This window comes from Haloferax sp. KTX1 (genome assembly GCF_902410085.1).
Classification (GTDB): domain Archaea; phylum Halobacteriota; class Halobacteria; order Halobacteriales; family Haloferacaceae; genus Haloferax; species Haloferax massiliensis.
The window spans coordinates 623,426-638,035 of record NZ_CABPRH010000001.1 but is presented as its reverse complement, the minus strand read 5'-3'; the positions used below and the strand labels follow the sequence as shown (position 1 = coordinate 638,035).

The window sequence follows — 14,610 nt, the reverse complement described above, 5'->3', positions numbered from 1 at the left end:
GTTCGCGTCGCGTCAGTCGTCGTCAGACGCTGCAGCGGCGGGGCCGGGTCGGGTCGTGCCGTTCCCCGAGAAGCCGACGCCCGCGAGGACGAAGGCGAACAGCACGAGCGGCGAGAGGTAGCCGAAGAAGTAGTACGGGAAGTACTGGAGCGTCGAGACGCCGAGGACGCCCGCCATGTACGCGCCGCCGGCGTGCCACGGGAGGAGCGCGCCGGTCGGGGTCCCGGCGGACTCGATGGCCTGCGAGAGGTCCGAACTGTCGAGGCCGAACTCGTCGTAGGTGTCGCGGAGCGTCATGCCGGGGACGACGATGCTCATGTACTGCTGGGCGGTGAGCGCGTTGGTCACTATCGCCGAGAGTCCGGTCGAGGCGACGAGCAGGCGCGGGCTCCGCATGCCGCGCTGGAGGCGGTGGGCGAGGACCGCGAGCACGCCCGTCTGTTCGAGCAGGCCGCCGAGCGTGAGCGCCGCGACGACGACGGCGATGGTCCACGCGGAGCCGGAGACGCCGCCGGAGGCGAGCAGGCTGTTGACGAGTTCGGAGCCGGTCTCCGGGCCGGTGCCGCTCATGAACGTCTGCCACGCCGCGACGAACGACGCGCCCTGGACGAGGACGCTCGTGAACGCGCCGGCGAACGCGCCGGCGAGGAGGACGGTCAGCGCGGGGTAGCCCGCCGCGGCGAGGCCGAAGGTGACCGCCAGCGGCAGGAACGCGAGGAGCGTGATGTCGTACGAGGAGGCGAGCGCGGTCTGAATATCGGCGATTTGGCCGGCCGGAATCGTCCCGGTGATGCCGAGGCTGAGGACGACGAAGCCGACGAGCGAGAGGCCGAACGCGACGGCCGTTCCGTTTCGCATCGCGCGGATGTGGTCGTAGAGGTCGGTGTTCGTGACGGCGGCCGCGAGGTTCGTCGTGTCCGACAGCGGGGACTGCTTGTCGCCCGCGTACGCGCCGGTGAGAATCGCGCCGGCCGTCATCGGTTCGGGGACGCCGAGCCCCGAGCCGATGCCGATGAAGGCGACGCCGAGGGTGCCGACCGCGGTCCACGACGAGCCGATGGCGAAGGTGGCGATACCGACGAGAAGCGCCGTCGCGGGCAGGAACACCTGCGGCGACAGCAGGTCGAGGCCGTAGTACATCAGCGCCGGAATCGTCCCCGCGGCGACCCACGTCGAGACGACGCCGTAGATGGTAAACAGGATGAGAATCGCCTGTAGTCCCATCGCCAGACTGCGTTCGATGCCCTCGTAGAGGTCCTCCCAGGTGTAGCCCCAGACGAACCGGCCGAGGAGGCCGACCAGCGCGATACTCCAGACGAGCGGGATGTGCGGGTCGAGCCCCAGCCACGCCGACCCGAGTCCGAGGAAGGCGACGAGTCCGAGCACCGGCACGAGCGCCTGTCTCAGCGTCGGGCGCTGGTCCGGGGCGATGTCGTCGTACGACCGCGGTGTGTACCTATCAGTTCCCATCGTAGCTCAATAAATAACCTCAGAGCATAAAATTGTGTCGTGTTATAATTCAAGTGCATTGTTATGCAATGACGTACTTTTAATTGACAATCTAATGCACCGTGGTAATTCAATCGCCGAATCGACCCGCGCGAGTGACCTAGACGTTCACGTATTCAGACAGGTCGATATTTCGGAACGTGTCAACGAATAGGGAAACAGCCATACCGGAGGCGCGCCACGGGTCGGGCATGGCCCTCGACGAGTTCTTCTTGTTCCCCCTCGGGTTGGTCGCCCTCCTGGGTGCGGTCCCCCTCGTCATCCTCTATCTGTTGCGGCCGGAGCCGGTCCGGCGCACCCTCCCGACCTTCCGGTTCCTCGCGGACGCGGCGGGGCGAAGCGCCTCGAACCCCATCTTCGACCGCCTGCTTCGGAGCCTGCTTCTCCTCATCCAACTGCTCGCGCTCGTCGCGCTCGTCGGGTCGCTGGCGACGCCCTACGTGTTGGTCCCCGAGTCGGAGACGGTCCAAGAGACCGTCCTCGTCGTGGACACGAGCGCGAGCATGGGCGTCCGCGACGGCGGCGGGACGCGATTCGACAGCGCCCTCGCCGCGGCGCGAGACGAGGTCTCAGGCACGACCTCGGTCGTCGCGGCGGGGGCGAACGCGAACGTGGTGCTCCGTCGGGGGAGCGCGACCGACGCCCGAGCCGCCCTCGACGGCCTGCAGGCGAGCGACGCGCCGGGCGACCTCCGTTCGGCGATTACCGCCGCCGCCTCCGTCGCCGGCGAGGACGCCCGCGTCGTCGTCCTGAGCGACTTCGCCGACGACTCGCCGTGGAGCGACGCGGTCCGCGAGGCCCGCGCCCGCGGCCTCGTGGTCGAACTCCAGCAGTTCGCGGGCGGCGGGCAGGGTAACGTCGGCATCGTCGACCGGCGATTCTCGGGTACGAACGTCACCGTGACCGTGAAGAACTACGGCGACTCGGCGGCGACTCGGACGCTCTCGCTCGCCGGGACCACCCGCGAGGTTCGCATGGACCCCGGCGACGTGGCGACCGCGACGCTCCCGGTCCCCGCCGGCGGCGGCCGGGTCGCGCTCTCGCCGGGCGACGCCTTCCCGACCGACGACGCGCTGTACGTCGCGGCCCCCGAGGACGCGTCGGTGGACGTGCTCGTCCTCACGAACGACGAGAACCGGTACCTGACGGCCGCGCTGTCGGTCATCCCCGAGGTGTCGCTGACCGTGGACAACCCGCCGACGGCCGTCTCGACGGACTACGACGTGGTCATCTACAGCAACGTCAACCCCGGTCGCCTGCTCGCGGGCAACGTCGAGGCCGGCCGGGAGGTCGTCGCCGACGGCGGCGGCGTGGCGATTCAGGCCCAAGAGGAGTCGCCGAACTACGGCGACCTGCGCCTCGTCTCGCAGGGCCCCATCGAGACGAACCCGACGGTCGGGACCGTCGAGAGCCACCCGATAACCCGCGACATCACCTTCCCGCCGCCGACCGAGTACGTCGCGGGCGACCTCCGGGCGGGCCAGTCGCTCGTGAACACGACCGACGGCACCTCGCTCGTCGCCGTCGAGCGCCGCGGGGCCGGCCGCGTCCTCTACTACGGCTTCATGGAGGACGGTTCGGCGTTCAAGTACAACTACCAGTACCCCGTGTTCTGGAAGCGCTCGGTGTTCTACCTCGCCGGGCGCTCGACGCTCTCGGAACTGAACCGGGCGACCGGCGGGTCGCTCGCGGCGGGCGCGAACCAGACCGTCGGGACGCCCGCCGGCGAGGCGACCGGCCCGGAGGTCCGCCTCGACGACGCCGGCTTCTACCGCGTCGGCGACGAGCGGTTCGCGGCGTCGCTCCTCAGCGAGGCTGAGTCCGACGTGGCCGCCGCGCCGCTGGACGGCGAGTCGGCCCCCGGTGACTACCCGACGCGGGTCGAAGAGCGCGAGGTTCCGGACCCGCTCACCGAGTGGGCCGCGCTGGTCGCGCTCGCGGCGACGATAGTCGAGTTGGCGTACCTGCGCCGGCGGGGTGACCTCTGATGGCGGCGCTCGGAGTGGCGTCGGCGCTCCCCGTGCTGACCGCGCTGGCGGATGTCGCCGCGGCCGCGACTTCCGCCGCCGCGCCGACGCCCCTCGCGTGGACGGTCGAGGCCGCCGGGCGGACCCTCGGCCTCCAGCGCCCGCTGTTCCTCGTCGCGCTCCCGGTGGCCGCGCTCATCGCGTGGGCGCTCATCTTCCGCGGGGCCGACGGGACCGCCGGCGGGCGCTCCCGGCGGCTCCTGTTCGCGTCCCGGCTCCTCGTCGTCGTCCTCTTGGTCGTCGCGGCCGCGGGGCCGTACACCGTCACGACGCGGCAGACCGACGGCGACCCGCAGGTGACGCTCCTCGTCGACGACTCCGACAGCGCGGCGGTCACCGAGGACGTGGCGTCGCAGCTCGCGGCGGACATCGAGGACGAGGGCGTCCCCGTCACGACCTCGACGGTCGCCCGCGGCGACGAGTCGCCCATCGGGGACGCCGTCGCGGCCAACCTCAGACCGGACGGGACGGTCGTCCTCGTCTCCGACGGGCGGGTCACCTCGGGGCGGAGCCTCGCCTCCGCGACGACGCTCGCCCGCGACCTCAACGCGACGGTGAGCGCGGTCGCGGCCGAACCGACCGAGGCCGAGCAGTACGTCACCGTCAGCGGCCCGTCGAAGACCAGCGTCGGCGTCGAGAACGCCTTCCTCGCGCAGGTCGAGGGCGTCGTCCCCGACGACGTCGAGACCGCGACCGTCGAACTCGTCGTGGACGTCGACGGCGAGGAGGTCGCCCGCGAGACGGTCAACACCACCGACGGCATCGAGGTCTCGCGGACGTTCGAGACCACCGGCACCCACCGCGTCACCGCTCGCATCGACAGCGACGACCGCTTCGAGACGAACGACGTGTTCCGCAAGACGGTCCGCGTGGTCGAGCCGCCGCGGGTGCTGTACGTCTCCCGCGGCGACTACCCGTTCCGCGGCTACCTCTCGCAGCTGTACGACGTGGAGACCGCCGAGGCCGTCCCCGCGGACCTCTCGTCGTACCACGCCGTCGTCCTACAGGACGTGCGCGCCGAGGACGTCGGGAACACCGAGGCGCTCCAGCGCTTCGTCATCGACGGCGGGGGACTGTTGACCGTCGGCGGGCGCAACTCGTTCGAAAACGGCGGCTACGACGGGTCGAGCCTCGCGTCGATGCTCCCGGTCACGACCGGCGAGGGCGCGTCCCAACAGACGAACCTCGTCTTCGCCATCGACGTCTCCGGCAGCGCGGAAAGCGGCATGCGCGTCCAGAAGTCGGTCGCGCTCGACGCGCTCGACCAGCTCGGCGACGAGAACCGGGTCGGCATCGTCGGCTTCAACTACCGCGCCTACGACGTCGCGCCGCTCCGCCCGCTCGGACCGAACCGCGAGTCGACCGCCGACCTCATCCGCCGGCTCCAGTCCGGCGGCGCGACCGACATCGCGGTCGGTCTCGACGGCGCGGCCCAGCAGCTCGGCGACAGGCGCGGGACGATTATCCTCATCAGCGACGGCCACGACCGGTTCCAAGACGCCGCGACGCTCGCGGACCAACTCGGCCGCGACGGGGTCAGCGTCATCACCATCGGAACCGGGCCGAGCCCGAACGAACGGACGCTCCGGGCCATCGCGCGGGCGTCCGGCGGGAACTACCTCAGGGCCGACGAGACCGACCGGCTCCGCATCCTCTTCGGCGGGTCGAACCGCCAGTACGCCGGCGACGGTCTCACGGTCGTCGACCAGAACGACTTCGTCACCGCCGGGGTGGAACTGACCGCCAACCCCGGCAGCGTCAACGACGTGTCGGTCAGGAGCGGCGCGAACTTCCTCGTCGCGGCCGACGACGGCACCCCCGCGGTCGCCTCGTGGCGCTACGGCCTCGGCCGCGTCGCCACCGTCACCGCCTACGCGGGCGACGGCACGCTCGACGGCCTGCTCCAGCGCCCCGACTCGCTTCTGCTCACGAAGACCACGAACTACGTCATCGGCGACCCCGAGCGGAAGGCGTCCGGCGTCGCCGAGGTGGCAGACACCCGGGTCGGCGAGCCGACGACCGTCGTCTACCGCGGCGGCGAGCGCCCGCGGGGCGTCGAGGAACTGTCCTTCTCGGCGGTCGATACCGGCGTCTACGAGGCGACCGTCGTCCCCACCGAGACGGGCTACCGAGACGTGCTCGACACCGCCTTCGCGGTGAACTACCCCGTCGAGTACGCCGGGTTCGGTCGGTCGGCCGCGCTCGAAGCCGCCGTCTCCGACAGCGGCGGGACGATGTACGGCCCCAACGACGCGGCCGAAATCGCCGCGTCCGCCCGCGACAACGCCGCCGGCGTCCAACCCGTGCGCGACGACTGGGCGGCCGCGTTCGTCGCCGCCGCGTTCCTCCTCTACCTCGCGGAGGTGCTCGTCCGGCGTCTTCAAGTGTATCGGGGTCGAACGCAAAGTGAAGGTGGTTTGATATGAGCGCCCTTGGTCGGTCCCTCAACCTCGGTCTCGTCGTCATCGTCGTCCTCCTCACCGCCGGAACCGTCGGCGCGACGATGTTCTACCAGTACTCGGTCGACTCGCTCGACCAGCAAAACGAGCAGTTGCGCGAGCGAAACGCGGCGCTCGAAGAGGACCTTTCGCAAACCCGACAGAACCTGTCGGCGACGCGGACGGAGCTACGGGAGCTGAACAACAGCCTCGAACGCACCCGGGGCGACGTCTCGCAGGTCTCCGACAGCCTCGAAGACACGGAGTCGCAGCTGTCGTCGACGCAGGGCGAACTGTCGTCGACGCGGGGCGAGCTTCAGGAGACGGAAAACAGCCTCGAAGACGCCCGGAGCCGAATCAGCGACCTCACGGCGACGCTCGACGACCTCGAAGAACAGCGCAACCGCCTCGAAAACCAGATAGACGACCTCGAAACGGACAACGAGGAACTCGAAGCGACGAACGACCGACTGGAGGACCGCATCGGGTCGCTCCGGGCCGAGGTCTCCGACCTCGAAGGCCAAGTCAGCGAACTCGAAGCCGAGCTCCAACAGGCCTGTTCCGGCTATCAAGACGGCAGTGAACCGGCGGTGTGTAACGGTGTCTGAAACGACTCCCGACGACGCCGACGTCGACGCCGGTGTCGATGCCGCCGACGCCGCCGCCAACGAGGCGGGTTCGCCCGACGACGAGGGAATCGCCCGCCGCGAGGCGATGGCCGACGCCGTCCGCGAGGTTCGCCGCGAGGCCGCGAAGGCCGCCGTCGTCTCCAGCGCCGTCGACGCGGCGGTGGCGACGCTGTTGGCGAACGTCGCGTTCCGCGTCGTCGAACTCCCCGTCGAGTCGTCGGTGTCGCTCGGCTTCCTCCCGCGGGTCGACCCGGGCGTCTCGGTCCACGTCGCCGTCCCGCTCGCCCTCGCGGTGGGCCTCCTCGTCGGCGTCGCGGAGTACCTCGTCCTGATGCGGGTGCCGCCGGTCGAGCAGTTCGAGGCGGTGAACCCCTCGGTGGCCGAGGCGCTGCGGACCGCCCGCGACCTCGTCACCGACGACGGGAACCCGAACCGCGACTCGCGCATGTCGGTCGCGCTCTACGACGACGTGCTGTCCCGCCTTCGGGAGTCGTCGTCGGTGGAACTGCTGCCGACCCGCCGCATCGTCGGCGCGCTCGTGGTCGCCTTGCTCCTCTCGGCGGGGAGCATTCAGGTCGCCATCTCGGACATCCAGTTCGATGGGCTCGCGGGCGACGCCGCGTCCGCGGGCGGCGGCCCCGACCGGTTCTCCGACGAGGAGACGCGGCTCCAGAACGGGACCTCCATCCTCGGCGACCCCGAGGACGTGGCCGCCGGCTCGGAGCAGTTGAACGCCACCGTCGCCGGCACCGGCGGCAGCGGCGACGGAGACGGGCCGGACTCGTCGGCCGCGGCCTACGACTCGACCGGCTACGGCGGCGACGGTGCCGTCGAGAGCCAGCGCGCCGGCTATCTCGCCGACGACACGCTCGAAGAGGCCGACCTGATTCGCGACTACAGCTTAGAGATACGAGAGAACGAAGATGAGTGACAACCCAGACCGGCCCGGAGACGACGGACAGCAGACCGCAGTTGACGGCGAGGCCGCGGTCCCGACAGACGACGACCTCAGCATCGAGGAGCTCCAAGCGAGCGTCGGCGCGGTCAGAGACGAGGTCGGAAAGCGCATCATCGGCCAGCACGACGTGGTCGAGCGACTTCTCGTCTGCGTCCTCTGCGACGGCAACGCGCTCCTCGAATCGAACCCCGGACTGGGGAAGACGACGCTCGTGCGCGCCCTCTCGGACGCGACGGACCTGGGGTTCTCGCGCGTGCAGAACACGCCCGACCTGATGCCCTCGGACATCACCGGCACCGAAATCATCCGCGAGACGCCCGAGGGCCGGGACTTCGTGTTCGAGCGCGGCCCCATCTTCGCCAACGTCGTCCTCGCCGACGAGATAAACCGGGCGACGCCGAAGACGCAGGCCGCGCTCCTCGAAGCCATGCAGGAAAAACAGGTGACCGCCGCGGGCGAGACCTACGAGCTTCCGGACCCGTTTTTCGTCCTCGCCACGCAGAACCCCATCGACCAGGGCGGCACCTACCCGCTCCCGGAGGCCCAGACCGACCGCTTCCTGATGAAGATTCTCGTCGACTACCCCGAGTTCGACGAGGAGCGGACCATCGTCAAGCAGTACGCCGAGGGCGCGGCGTCGCCCGAAGTCGAGCGCGTCCTGCCGCGGACGCACCTGCTCGCGGCGCAGCGACTCGTGCGGCAGGTCCCCATCTCCGACGACATCCGCGACCGGACCATCGAACTGGTCCGCCGGACCCGCGAGGACGAGCAGGTCGAGTTCGGCGCGAGCCCCCGCGCGAGCATGGCGCTCGTCCTCGCCGCGAAGGCGCGGGCGTTCGTCCACGGGCGCAGCCACGTCTCGTGGGAGGACGTCGTCGAGATGGCCCCGCCGGTCATCAGACACCGCGTCATCCTCGACTTCCGGGCGGAGCGCGAGGGGCTGTCGCCAGACGACGTGATTCAGCGGCTGTTGAACGAGTGACCGAGCGATGATAGACCCCGGCTTCCTCGACGAACTCGACCGCTTCGACACCTCGCTGAAGCGCGTCTCGGACGCCCGACGGCAGGGCGAACAGGAGTCGCCGGACGTGGGCGAGGGGCTCACGTTCAGCGACCACCGCCGGTACGCCGCCGGCGACGACCCGCGGCTCATCGACTGGAAGGTGTACGCCCGGACCGAGGAGCTGTTCATCAAGCGGTTCGAGGCCGAGCGGAACCTGACGGTCCACGTCCTGCTGGACGCCTCGGCCTCGATGGACTTCGGCGAGGCCGACGCGAACAAGTTCGAGTACGGCGCGAAGCTCGGCCTCGGCTTCTGCCACCTGACGGCCGAGGAGAACAACGACTTCCGGTTTTCGCTCCTCGGCGATTTGCCCGACCGCATCGACACCGACGCGTCGAGCCGCGGCGAGGTGCTCCGGCTCGTCGAGCACCTCAACGAGACGACGCCCGGCGGCGACGGCGACATCACGGCCGCGCTCTCGACCTACGCCGAGAGCATCCACTCGCGGTCGCTCGTGGTCGTCGTGAGCGACCTGCTTTTCGACCCCGACGACGTGGCCGCCGGCCTCGCAGCGCTCGCGCGGAACGACGTGCTCGTCGCGCAGGTGCTCACCTCCGAGGAACTCGGCCCGGAGGCGACGGGCGACGCCATCTTCGAGGACCCCGAGTCCGAGGCGACCCGCCGGACCTACTTCGGCGGGTCGGCGGCCCGACAGTACACCGACCGACTCCAATCGCATCTCGCGGCGGTCGACGAGCGGTGTCAGGCGCTCGGCATCGAGCGCGAACTCGTCGACACCGGCGCGGACTTCTTCGACACGTTCGCCGACCTCTGGCTCGGCGCGCGGCTCGGCGGCGAGCGGCGCGGTGGCGGCTGACCCGCGTTCCGGACCAACGTCGCCGCGGACCGCGGGCTTTTCACGAATCACCGCCCATTGCCCGGTGTGACGGAGACACAGGAGCGCCGCGTGGTCGGTCTCGTCGCCGGCTCGCACGTCGTCAACCACGCGTATCTGGTCGCGCTCGCGCCCGTTATCGGCCTCGTCGCCGACGACTTCGGCGTGAGTATCGCCGCCGTCGGCCTCGCCATCGGCGTCCAGGGCGGCGTCGTGACGCTCCTGCAACTCCCCTTCGGCTACCTCTCGGACGCGCGGAGCCGGACGCTCGTCCTCGCCATCTCGCTCGGCTTCGGCGCGGCGGGTATCGTCGCCACCGCGCTCGCGCCCTCGTACCCGTGGCTCCTCGCCTCGCAGGCGCTTCTCGGCGTCGGCATCGCGGGCCACCACCCCGCGCACTACCCGCTTTTGGCGACCGCCTCCTCCGAGACGAACCGCGGGCGGGCGTACTCGCTGCACGCGCTCGGCGGGTCGCTCGGCTTCGCCGTCTCGTACACCATCGCCGCCGGCGTCGGCGCGCTCGGCCTCGGCTGGCGCTGGACCGTCGCGGGCATCGCCGTCTTCGGCGCGGCGTTCGCGCTCGTCGCGCTCCCGGTCGCCCGCGGCTTCCCCGAGCGAATCCGGAAGCCGGCGGCGGAGGACCGCCCGTCGTCTCGCCCCACGCTCGCGGGGATTCGGCGGGGCGCGTCGGAGCTCCTCTCGTCGTCGGGGCTGCTGGGTCTCACGCTCCTGTCGTTTCTCACCTCGGCGGCCGCGTGGTGCATCCGGACGTACGCGCCGCAGCTGCTCACCGCCGGCTACGGCCTCGCGCCGGGCACGGCGAACCTCCTCGTCTCGGCGATGCTCGTCGTCGGCGCGGGGACGATTCTCGTCGGCGGCGCGCTCACCGACCGGGTCGGCCCCGGCACCGTCGCCCTCGGCGGCTACGCCGCGCTCGCGGGACTGGCGACGCTCCTTGCGAGCGGGTCGCTCCCGCTCGCGCTCGTCGTGTTGATTCTCCCACTGAGCGGAACCATCAGCGTCTCGCGGCCCGCGCGCTCGACGCTCGCGGACCGCCTCTCCGAGCGCGCCGACCTCGGGAAGAACTTCGCCGTCGTCACCGTCGGCATCTCGCTCGGCGGGGCCGTCGCGCCCCCCGCGTTCGGGGCGCTCATCGAACTCGCGGGCGTCCGCGTCACCTTCGGCGTCGTCGCCGTCCTCGGCCTGCTCTCGATCGGGCTGACGCGGTGGCTCCTCGGCCGAGTCGACGGGTCGGCGCGGCGGCCGCAGACGGCCCCGAGCGACTGACGGCGGCGCGTTCGTGCTCGGTTACTCGCCGCTCCTCGCGTTCAGTACTCGTCTCCTCGACCCACGAGCACCCCGAGCGCGATGCCGACGACCGCGCCGAACCCGGCACCGAACGGCCCCAGAAACGCGAACCCCGCGCCGCCGAAGACGAGCGCCGGAACGAACACCGCAATCGGCGAGACAGCAGCGGACATACCCCACGATTCCGTCCCCACGGTGATAGTTCCGTTGACACTTCGCGGTCGCGAGAGACTGAATCCCGGTTCCCTTCGCCGGCGACGTTCGTGATGCCAAGAACCCATAACTAAGCCGCTGTCGGCCGTCTCTCCGAGCGGTGGTGGAAATGGCAGCAACATCCGAGAGGGAACAACAGCACCGAGACTCGTTCATGCGCGTCGCGGACGAACTGTGGAACAAACGCGACTACGACGTCATCAGAGAGGAGTACGACCCGCTGGTCGAGGTCCACGCGTTTTCCGACCCGGAGGGAATCATCGGGACCGACGCGGTCGAGGAGTGGGCGCGGCGGTACCACGACGCCTTCTCCGACTTCCACGTCGAACTGTTCGACGTGACGGCGCGGGACGACCGCGTCTACGGCCGGTATCGACTGACCGGCACCCACGACGGGACGCTCCGGAGCGCCCGCGGCGACATCCCGGCGACCCACCGCAAGATGGACACGTGGGGACTCGTGGAGGTGCGCTACGAGGGCGGCCTGTGCGTCGAGGAGTGGAACAGCACCGACATCATGTCGATGCTGTCGCAACTCGGCGTCGCTCCCGAGTGAACCGACCGCACCGCGAAAAACAACCGTTTTTGGCCGCCTATCCGGACCACTCGCCGCGAACGTCGTCGGCGACCGCATCGCGCCACATGCCGAACCCCTGTTGACAGACGGGGCTCTCTTCGAGGTGGTCCATGAACCCCTCTCCTTCGCTCTCCAGTTCGTCGAGACAGAACGGACAGCGAGTCGGGTCGTCCCACGTGTGCGCGATTACCGAGGGTTGTACTTCCTGGGACATACCCACCAATACGCGATAATACTTGATAAAAATTTGGTCGTTGGCCCTCTCTAGCTCTATTCGTCTATCGGGAGTGGCTTTTTGTACTCGATCCTAAACTGGATTATGGCGCGACGTCACCGTGTTATCGCGGTCCGTTCGCGCTACTTGCGTCCGAATGACCCCGTCGAAATCACTGACCGCCGATCATCTGTTGGGGATGTGGTGAGCCGATGGCGCTTATTCGACACGCCCGACTCGTCGACGTCTGAGCGTTTCACGGAGCCGCGAATCGTAACCCTATACACGACTCGGTGCCGCGTTCTATCCGTGAATTACATCTCGTGGGCGGTCGTCGCGCTCGGGGCCTACTCCCTCGTCGCGCCGCTGATGAAAGTGGCGACGACGGGACAGGAGAAGATTCCGAGCGACGTGGCCGCGCTGGTCGCCAACACCGTGCTCGTCGTGGGAACCATCGGGGTCATCGCCGTCTCCGGGCAGAGCGTCACGGACTCGGTCGTGAGTTCGAAACTCCCCTACGTCCTCGGTGCCGGCGTCTGTCTCGCGGTCGGCATCCTCTCGTACTACCGGGCGCTCGCGCTCGGCCCCGTCTCCATCGTCGCCCCCATCTTCGGGATGTTCCTCGCGGTCTCGTCGGTCGTCGGCATCGTCGCACTCGGCGAGCCGCTGACGGTTCGCAAGGTCGCCGGCATCGGCTTGGCGGTCCTCGCTATCGCCCTCGTCTCCATCGACTGAGCGGTCGTCGCGGAGCCGTCGAGGGCGACGCGGAACTGCCGCGGGCCAACGGCTTTTGGTGCTCGCGGGCCAACGCGCCGCCATGGTACTGCTCGAATCCGACTCCGAGCTCGAACGCGGCGACGCAGCGCCCGACTTCGAACTCCCCGGCACCGACGGCGAGACGTACTCGCTCTCGTCGTTCGCCGACTACGACGCCCTCCTCGTCGTCTTCACCTGCAATCACTGTCCGTACGCGAAGGCGAAGTTCGAGGAGCTGAACCACCTCGCGAGCGCCTACGACGACCTCGCGGTCGTCGGCATCAACCCCAACGACGCCGCGGACCGCCCCGAGGACTCCTTCGAGAAGATGCGGGAACTCGTCGCGGACGGCACCATCCAGTACACCGCCTACCTCCGCGACGAGTCGCAGGAAGTCGCCGCCGAGTACGGCGCGGTCTGCACGCCCGACCCGTTCCTCTTCGAGAACGCCGGCGACGGCTTCGAACTCGCGTTCCACTCCCGCATCGACGACGCGATGAGCCCCGACGACGAGGTGACCGACTACGAGATGCGCACGGCCGTCGAGGCGCTCCTCGCCGGCGACGACATCCCCGTCGAGGAGTCCCCCTCGCAGGGCTGTTCCATCAAGTGGAAAGACCAGTAAAATAGCGCGACCGCGCTCGCCAGACTCGCGGTCCTACTCGTCGCCGAGGAGGGCTTCGCGGGCGTTCTCCACCGCGGCTTCCTTCTTCGCCGGGTAGGCCTCGACTTTCGCGCGGAGCGTGAGCCCCCCGCCGCGACGGGCCTCGCCCTTGAACGCGGCCTGTTTGTCCAACCGCAGGAAAAACTCCGTGTTGTCCGTGACGCGCTGGTCGAGTTCGTCGAGGAGCGTCTCGAAGTCGGGGAGGTCGCGAATCTTGGCGAGGACGTGCCGCACGTCGTTCGCGCGCTCGACGCGCGCGGAGAAGACGATGATGCGGTCGCCGTGGTGGCCGGTGCTCTCGACGCGGTCGACGTCGAACTCGTCGGGGAGGAACGTCCGAAGCGCCTCCTCGACCCGTTTTTCGTCTTCCGTCTCGTAGCAGAACGTCCGGAGGTCGATGTAGTGGAACGGAACGCGTGGCATAGTGGGTCTGAGAGGCGGCGGGTCGGTGTGAGTCGCTTACTCTTCGTCGGCTTCGTCGGCTTCGTCGTCGTCGCCGTCGGCGGCTTCGAGCTGGTCCTGCGCGATGCCGACCTCCTGACCCTCGTCGAAGCTGATGGTGTAGGTCGGCTCGCCGAACATGCTCTCGATGACCTGCGTGACCGTGCCGGTCTCGCCGTCGAACTCGCTGTGCTTGTCGTGCAGAACGACCGTGTCGTCTTTCTCGAAGCTCATACGCACAGGTTCCGCGCCACCGGATAAAAGGGCGATGATTGGCCGCGAAGTCGCCGGCTCCGCGTCTCGACGGCGCGTGTCGAAGCCGATTTGTGGAGTCGCGCCGAACCGTCGGGTATGCCGAGTCGCCCGCTCGCACATCGACCGCCGGCCGCGCGCCGATGACGGTCGACGACCTGTGGTTCCTCGCCGACGAGGCGCGACAGCGCGCAGAGCAGGCCTACCATCGCCTGCGCCGGAGCCACGCCGACGCCGACTACCTCGAACCGGTCCACACCCGCCGCGTCTCCCGCCCGCGGTTTCGGACGCTCGCCGCCCGCGTGAAGTCCACGGGGACGCCCTACGGCGTCCACACCGTCGTCCGCCGCCGCGACGACGAGATACTGCTCGTCCGCCACGAGGGCGTCGACCTCTGGGTCCTCCCCGGCGGCGGCGTCGACGGCGGCGACGAGGGCTTCACCGAGGCCGCCCGGCGCGAACTCGCCGAGGAGGCCGGCATCACCGCCGACTACGGCGGCCTCGCGATGGCTACGCGAATCGATATCCGCTGCGACGGCCACCAGACGTGGGGCGTGATGCCCGTCTACCGCGCCCGCGCCGGCGAGACCGCGGAACTCAGCGTGAACGACCCCGACGAGGAGATATCGGCCGCGCGGTGGTTCCGCGTCTCGGAGCTCCCGGCGGACACCCGCGACCGCGACGACCTGCTGTCGTGGTACGACCACGTCGCCGGCGACTGACCGC

16 protein-coding genes are annotated in these 14,610 nt (G+C 69.6%); 11 read left to right on the top strand and 5 right to left on the bottom strand.

The window, feature by feature from the left end; all coding sequences use genetic code 11:
• Positions 1–12: 12 nt before the first annotated feature.
• Positions 13–1,470, bottom strand: coding sequence for a Na+/H+ antiporter NhaC (gene nhaC / locus FY251_RS03290; RefSeq protein ID WP_148413430.1), 1,458 nt, complete (start codon positions 1,468–1,470; stop codon positions 13–15).
• Positions 1,471–1,700: 230 nt separating this feature from the next.
• Here nhaC and FY251_RS03285 point away from each other — a divergent pair, with 230 nt between their 5' ends.
• The 7 genes from FY251_RS03285 to FY251_RS03255 all read left to right on the top strand — a co-directional run bounded on the left by FY251_RS03285 (position 1,701) and on the right by FY251_RS03255 (position 10,746).
• Positions 1,701–3,497, top strand: coding sequence for a BatA and WFA domain-containing protein (locus FY251_RS03285; RefSeq protein ID WP_148413429.1), 1,797 nt, complete (start codon positions 1,701–1,703; stop codon positions 3,495–3,497).
• The gene (locus FY251_RS03280; protein WP_148413428.1) at positions 3,497–5,962 is read left to right on the top strand and encodes a vWA domain-containing protein; all 2,466 of its coding nucleotides are present in this window, start codon (positions 3,497–3,499) and stop codon (positions 5,960–5,962) included. Before FY251_RS03285 ends, FY251_RS03280 begins: the two co-directional genes overlap by 1 nt.
• Positions 5,959–6,582: a uroporphyrinogen-III C-methyltransferase gene (locus FY251_RS03275; protein WP_148413427.1), complete on the top strand. Its 624-nt coding sequence runs from the start codon at positions 5,959–5,961 to the stop codon at positions 6,580–6,582. Before FY251_RS03280 ends, FY251_RS03275 begins: the two co-directional genes overlap by 4 nt.
• Positions 6,575–7,534, top strand: coding sequence for a hypothetical protein (locus tag FY251_RS03270; protein WP_148413426.1), 960 nt, complete (start codon positions 6,575–6,577; stop codon positions 7,532–7,534). The genes FY251_RS03275 and FY251_RS03270 overlap by 8 nt, the downstream gene beginning before the upstream one ends.
• Positions 7,527–8,543: a MoxR family ATPase gene (locus FY251_RS03265; RefSeq protein WP_148413425.1), complete on the top strand. Its 1,017-nt coding sequence runs from the start codon at positions 7,527–7,529 to the stop codon at positions 8,541–8,543. Before FY251_RS03270 ends, FY251_RS03265 begins: the two co-directional genes overlap by 8 nt.
• 7 nt (positions 8,544–8,550) lie before the next feature.
• Positions 8,551–9,441 (top strand): DUF58 domain-containing protein, encoded by an 891-nt coding sequence (locus tag FY251_RS03260; RefSeq protein ID WP_148413424.1) that lies wholly within the window; start codon positions 8,551–8,553, stop codon positions 9,439–9,441.
• A 66-nt stretch (positions 9,442–9,507) separates the two neighbouring features.
• Entirely contained in the window at positions 9,508–10,746 is a 1,239-nt protein-coding gene (locus FY251_RS03255) for an MFS transporter (RefSeq protein ID WP_148413423.1), read from the top strand.
• A gap of 41 nt (positions 10,747–10,787) precedes the next feature.
• Here FY251_RS03255 and FY251_RS22415 read toward each other — a convergent pair whose 3' ends face one another.
• Positions 10,788–10,940, bottom strand: coding sequence for a hypothetical protein (locus FY251_RS22415; protein WP_187367324.1), 153 nt, complete (start codon positions 10,938–10,940; stop codon positions 10,788–10,790).
• Between the two features lie 149 nt (positions 10,941–11,089).
• On the opposite strand from FY251_RS22415, the gene FY251_RS03250 reads away from it, so the two are divergent.
• A complete protein-coding gene (locus FY251_RS03250; protein ID WP_148413422.1) occupies positions 11,090–11,536 on the top strand; it encodes an ester cyclase in 447 nt (148 codons plus the stop codon).
• Positions 11,537–11,573: 37 nt separating this feature from the next.
• Here FY251_RS03250 and FY251_RS03245 read toward each other — a convergent pair whose 3' ends face one another.
• A complete protein-coding gene (locus FY251_RS03245) occupies positions 11,574–11,771 on the bottom strand; it encodes a hypothetical protein (RefSeq protein ID WP_008573933.1) in 198 nt (65 codons plus the stop codon).
• Between the two features lie 309 nt (positions 11,772–12,080).
• On the opposite strand from FY251_RS03245, the gene FY251_RS03240 reads away from it, so the two are divergent.
• Both FY251_RS03240 and FY251_RS03235 read left to right on the top strand, forming a co-directional pair.
• Positions 12,081–12,506 carry an EamA family transporter gene (locus FY251_RS03240; protein ID WP_148413421.1) on the top strand — a complete coding sequence of 142 codons (426 nt, stop codon included), beginning with the start codon at positions 12,081–12,083 and terminating at the stop codon, positions 12,504–12,506.
• Between the two features lie 82 nt (positions 12,507–12,588).
• A complete protein-coding gene (locus tag FY251_RS03235) occupies positions 12,589–13,152 on the top strand; it encodes a thioredoxin family protein (protein ID WP_148413420.1) in 564 nt (187 codons plus the stop codon).
• A gap of 33 nt (positions 13,153–13,185) precedes the next feature.
• Here FY251_RS03235 and FY251_RS03230 read toward each other — a convergent pair whose 3' ends face one another.
• Together FY251_RS03230 and FY251_RS03225 are read right to left on the bottom strand one after the other, a co-directional pair.
• Positions 13,186–13,614: an RNA-binding protein gene (locus FY251_RS03230; RefSeq protein ID WP_004977322.1), complete on the bottom strand. Its 429-nt coding sequence runs from the start codon at positions 13,612–13,614 to the stop codon at positions 13,186–13,188.
• 36 nt (positions 13,615–13,650) lie between these two features.
• Complete coding sequence (locus tag FY251_RS03225) at positions 13,651–13,866, bottom strand: DUF1918 domain-containing protein (protein WP_148413419.1); 216 nt, start codon at positions 13,864–13,866, stop codon at positions 13,651–13,653.
• Between the two features lie 161 nt (positions 13,867–14,027).
• Here FY251_RS03225 and FY251_RS03220 point away from each other — a divergent pair, with 161 nt between their 5' ends.
• The gene (locus FY251_RS03220; protein ID WP_148413418.1) at positions 14,028–14,606 is read left to right on the top strand and encodes an NUDIX hydrolase; all 579 of its coding nucleotides are present in this window, start codon (positions 14,028–14,030) and stop codon (positions 14,604–14,606) included.
• Positions 14,607–14,610 lie beyond the last annotated feature (4 nt).

Excerpts from the sequence above, each read along its gene's own strand:
- nhaC (WP_148413430.1), bottom strand. The coding sequence starts at position 1,470 with ATGGGAACTGATAGGTACACACCGCGGTCGTACGACGACATCGCCCCG.
- FY251_RS03285 (WP_148413429.1), top strand. The coding sequence starts at position 1,701 with ATGGCCCTCGACGAGTTCTTCTTGTTCCCCCTCGGGTTGGTCGCCCTC.
- FY251_RS03280 (WP_148413428.1), top strand. The coding sequence starts at position 3,497 with ATGGCGGCGCTCGGAGTGGCGTCGGCGCTCCCCGTGCTGACCGCGCTG.
- FY251_RS03275 (WP_148413427.1), top strand. The coding sequence starts at position 5,959 with ATGAGCGCCCTTGGTCGGTCCCTCAACCTCGGTCTCGTCGTCATCGTC.
- FY251_RS03265 (WP_148413425.1), top strand. The coding sequence starts at position 7,527 with ATGAGTGACAACCCAGACCGGCCCGGAGACGACGGACAGCAGACCGCA.
- FY251_RS03260 (WP_148413424.1), top strand. The coding sequence starts at position 8,551 with ATGATAGACCCCGGCTTCCTCGACGAACTCGACCGCTTCGACACCTCG.
- FY251_RS22415 (WP_187367324.1), bottom strand. The coding sequence starts at position 10,940 with ATGTCCGCTGCTGTCTCGCCGATTGCGGTGTTCGTTCCGGCGCTCGTC.
- FY251_RS03250 (WP_148413422.1), top strand. The coding sequence starts at position 11,090 with ATGGCAGCAACATCCGAGAGGGAACAACAGCACCGAGACTCGTTCATG.
- FY251_RS03245 (WP_008573933.1), bottom strand. The coding sequence starts at position 11,771 with ATGTCCCAGGAAGTACAACCCTCGGTAATCGCGCACACGTGGGACGAC.
- FY251_RS03235 (WP_148413420.1), top strand. The coding sequence starts at position 12,589 with ATGGTACTGCTCGAATCCGACTCCGAGCTCGAACGCGGCGACGCAGCG.
- FY251_RS03230 (WP_004977322.1), bottom strand. The coding sequence starts at position 13,614 with ATGCCACGCGTTCCGTTCCACTACATCGACCTCCGGACGTTCTGCTAC.
- FY251_RS03225 (WP_148413419.1), bottom strand. The coding sequence starts at position 13,866 with ATGAGCTTCGAGAAAGACGACACGGTCGTTCTGCACGACAAGCACAGC.
- FY251_RS03220 (WP_148413418.1), top strand. The coding sequence starts at position 14,028 with ATGACGGTCGACGACCTGTGGTTCCTCGCCGACGAGGCGCGACAGCGC.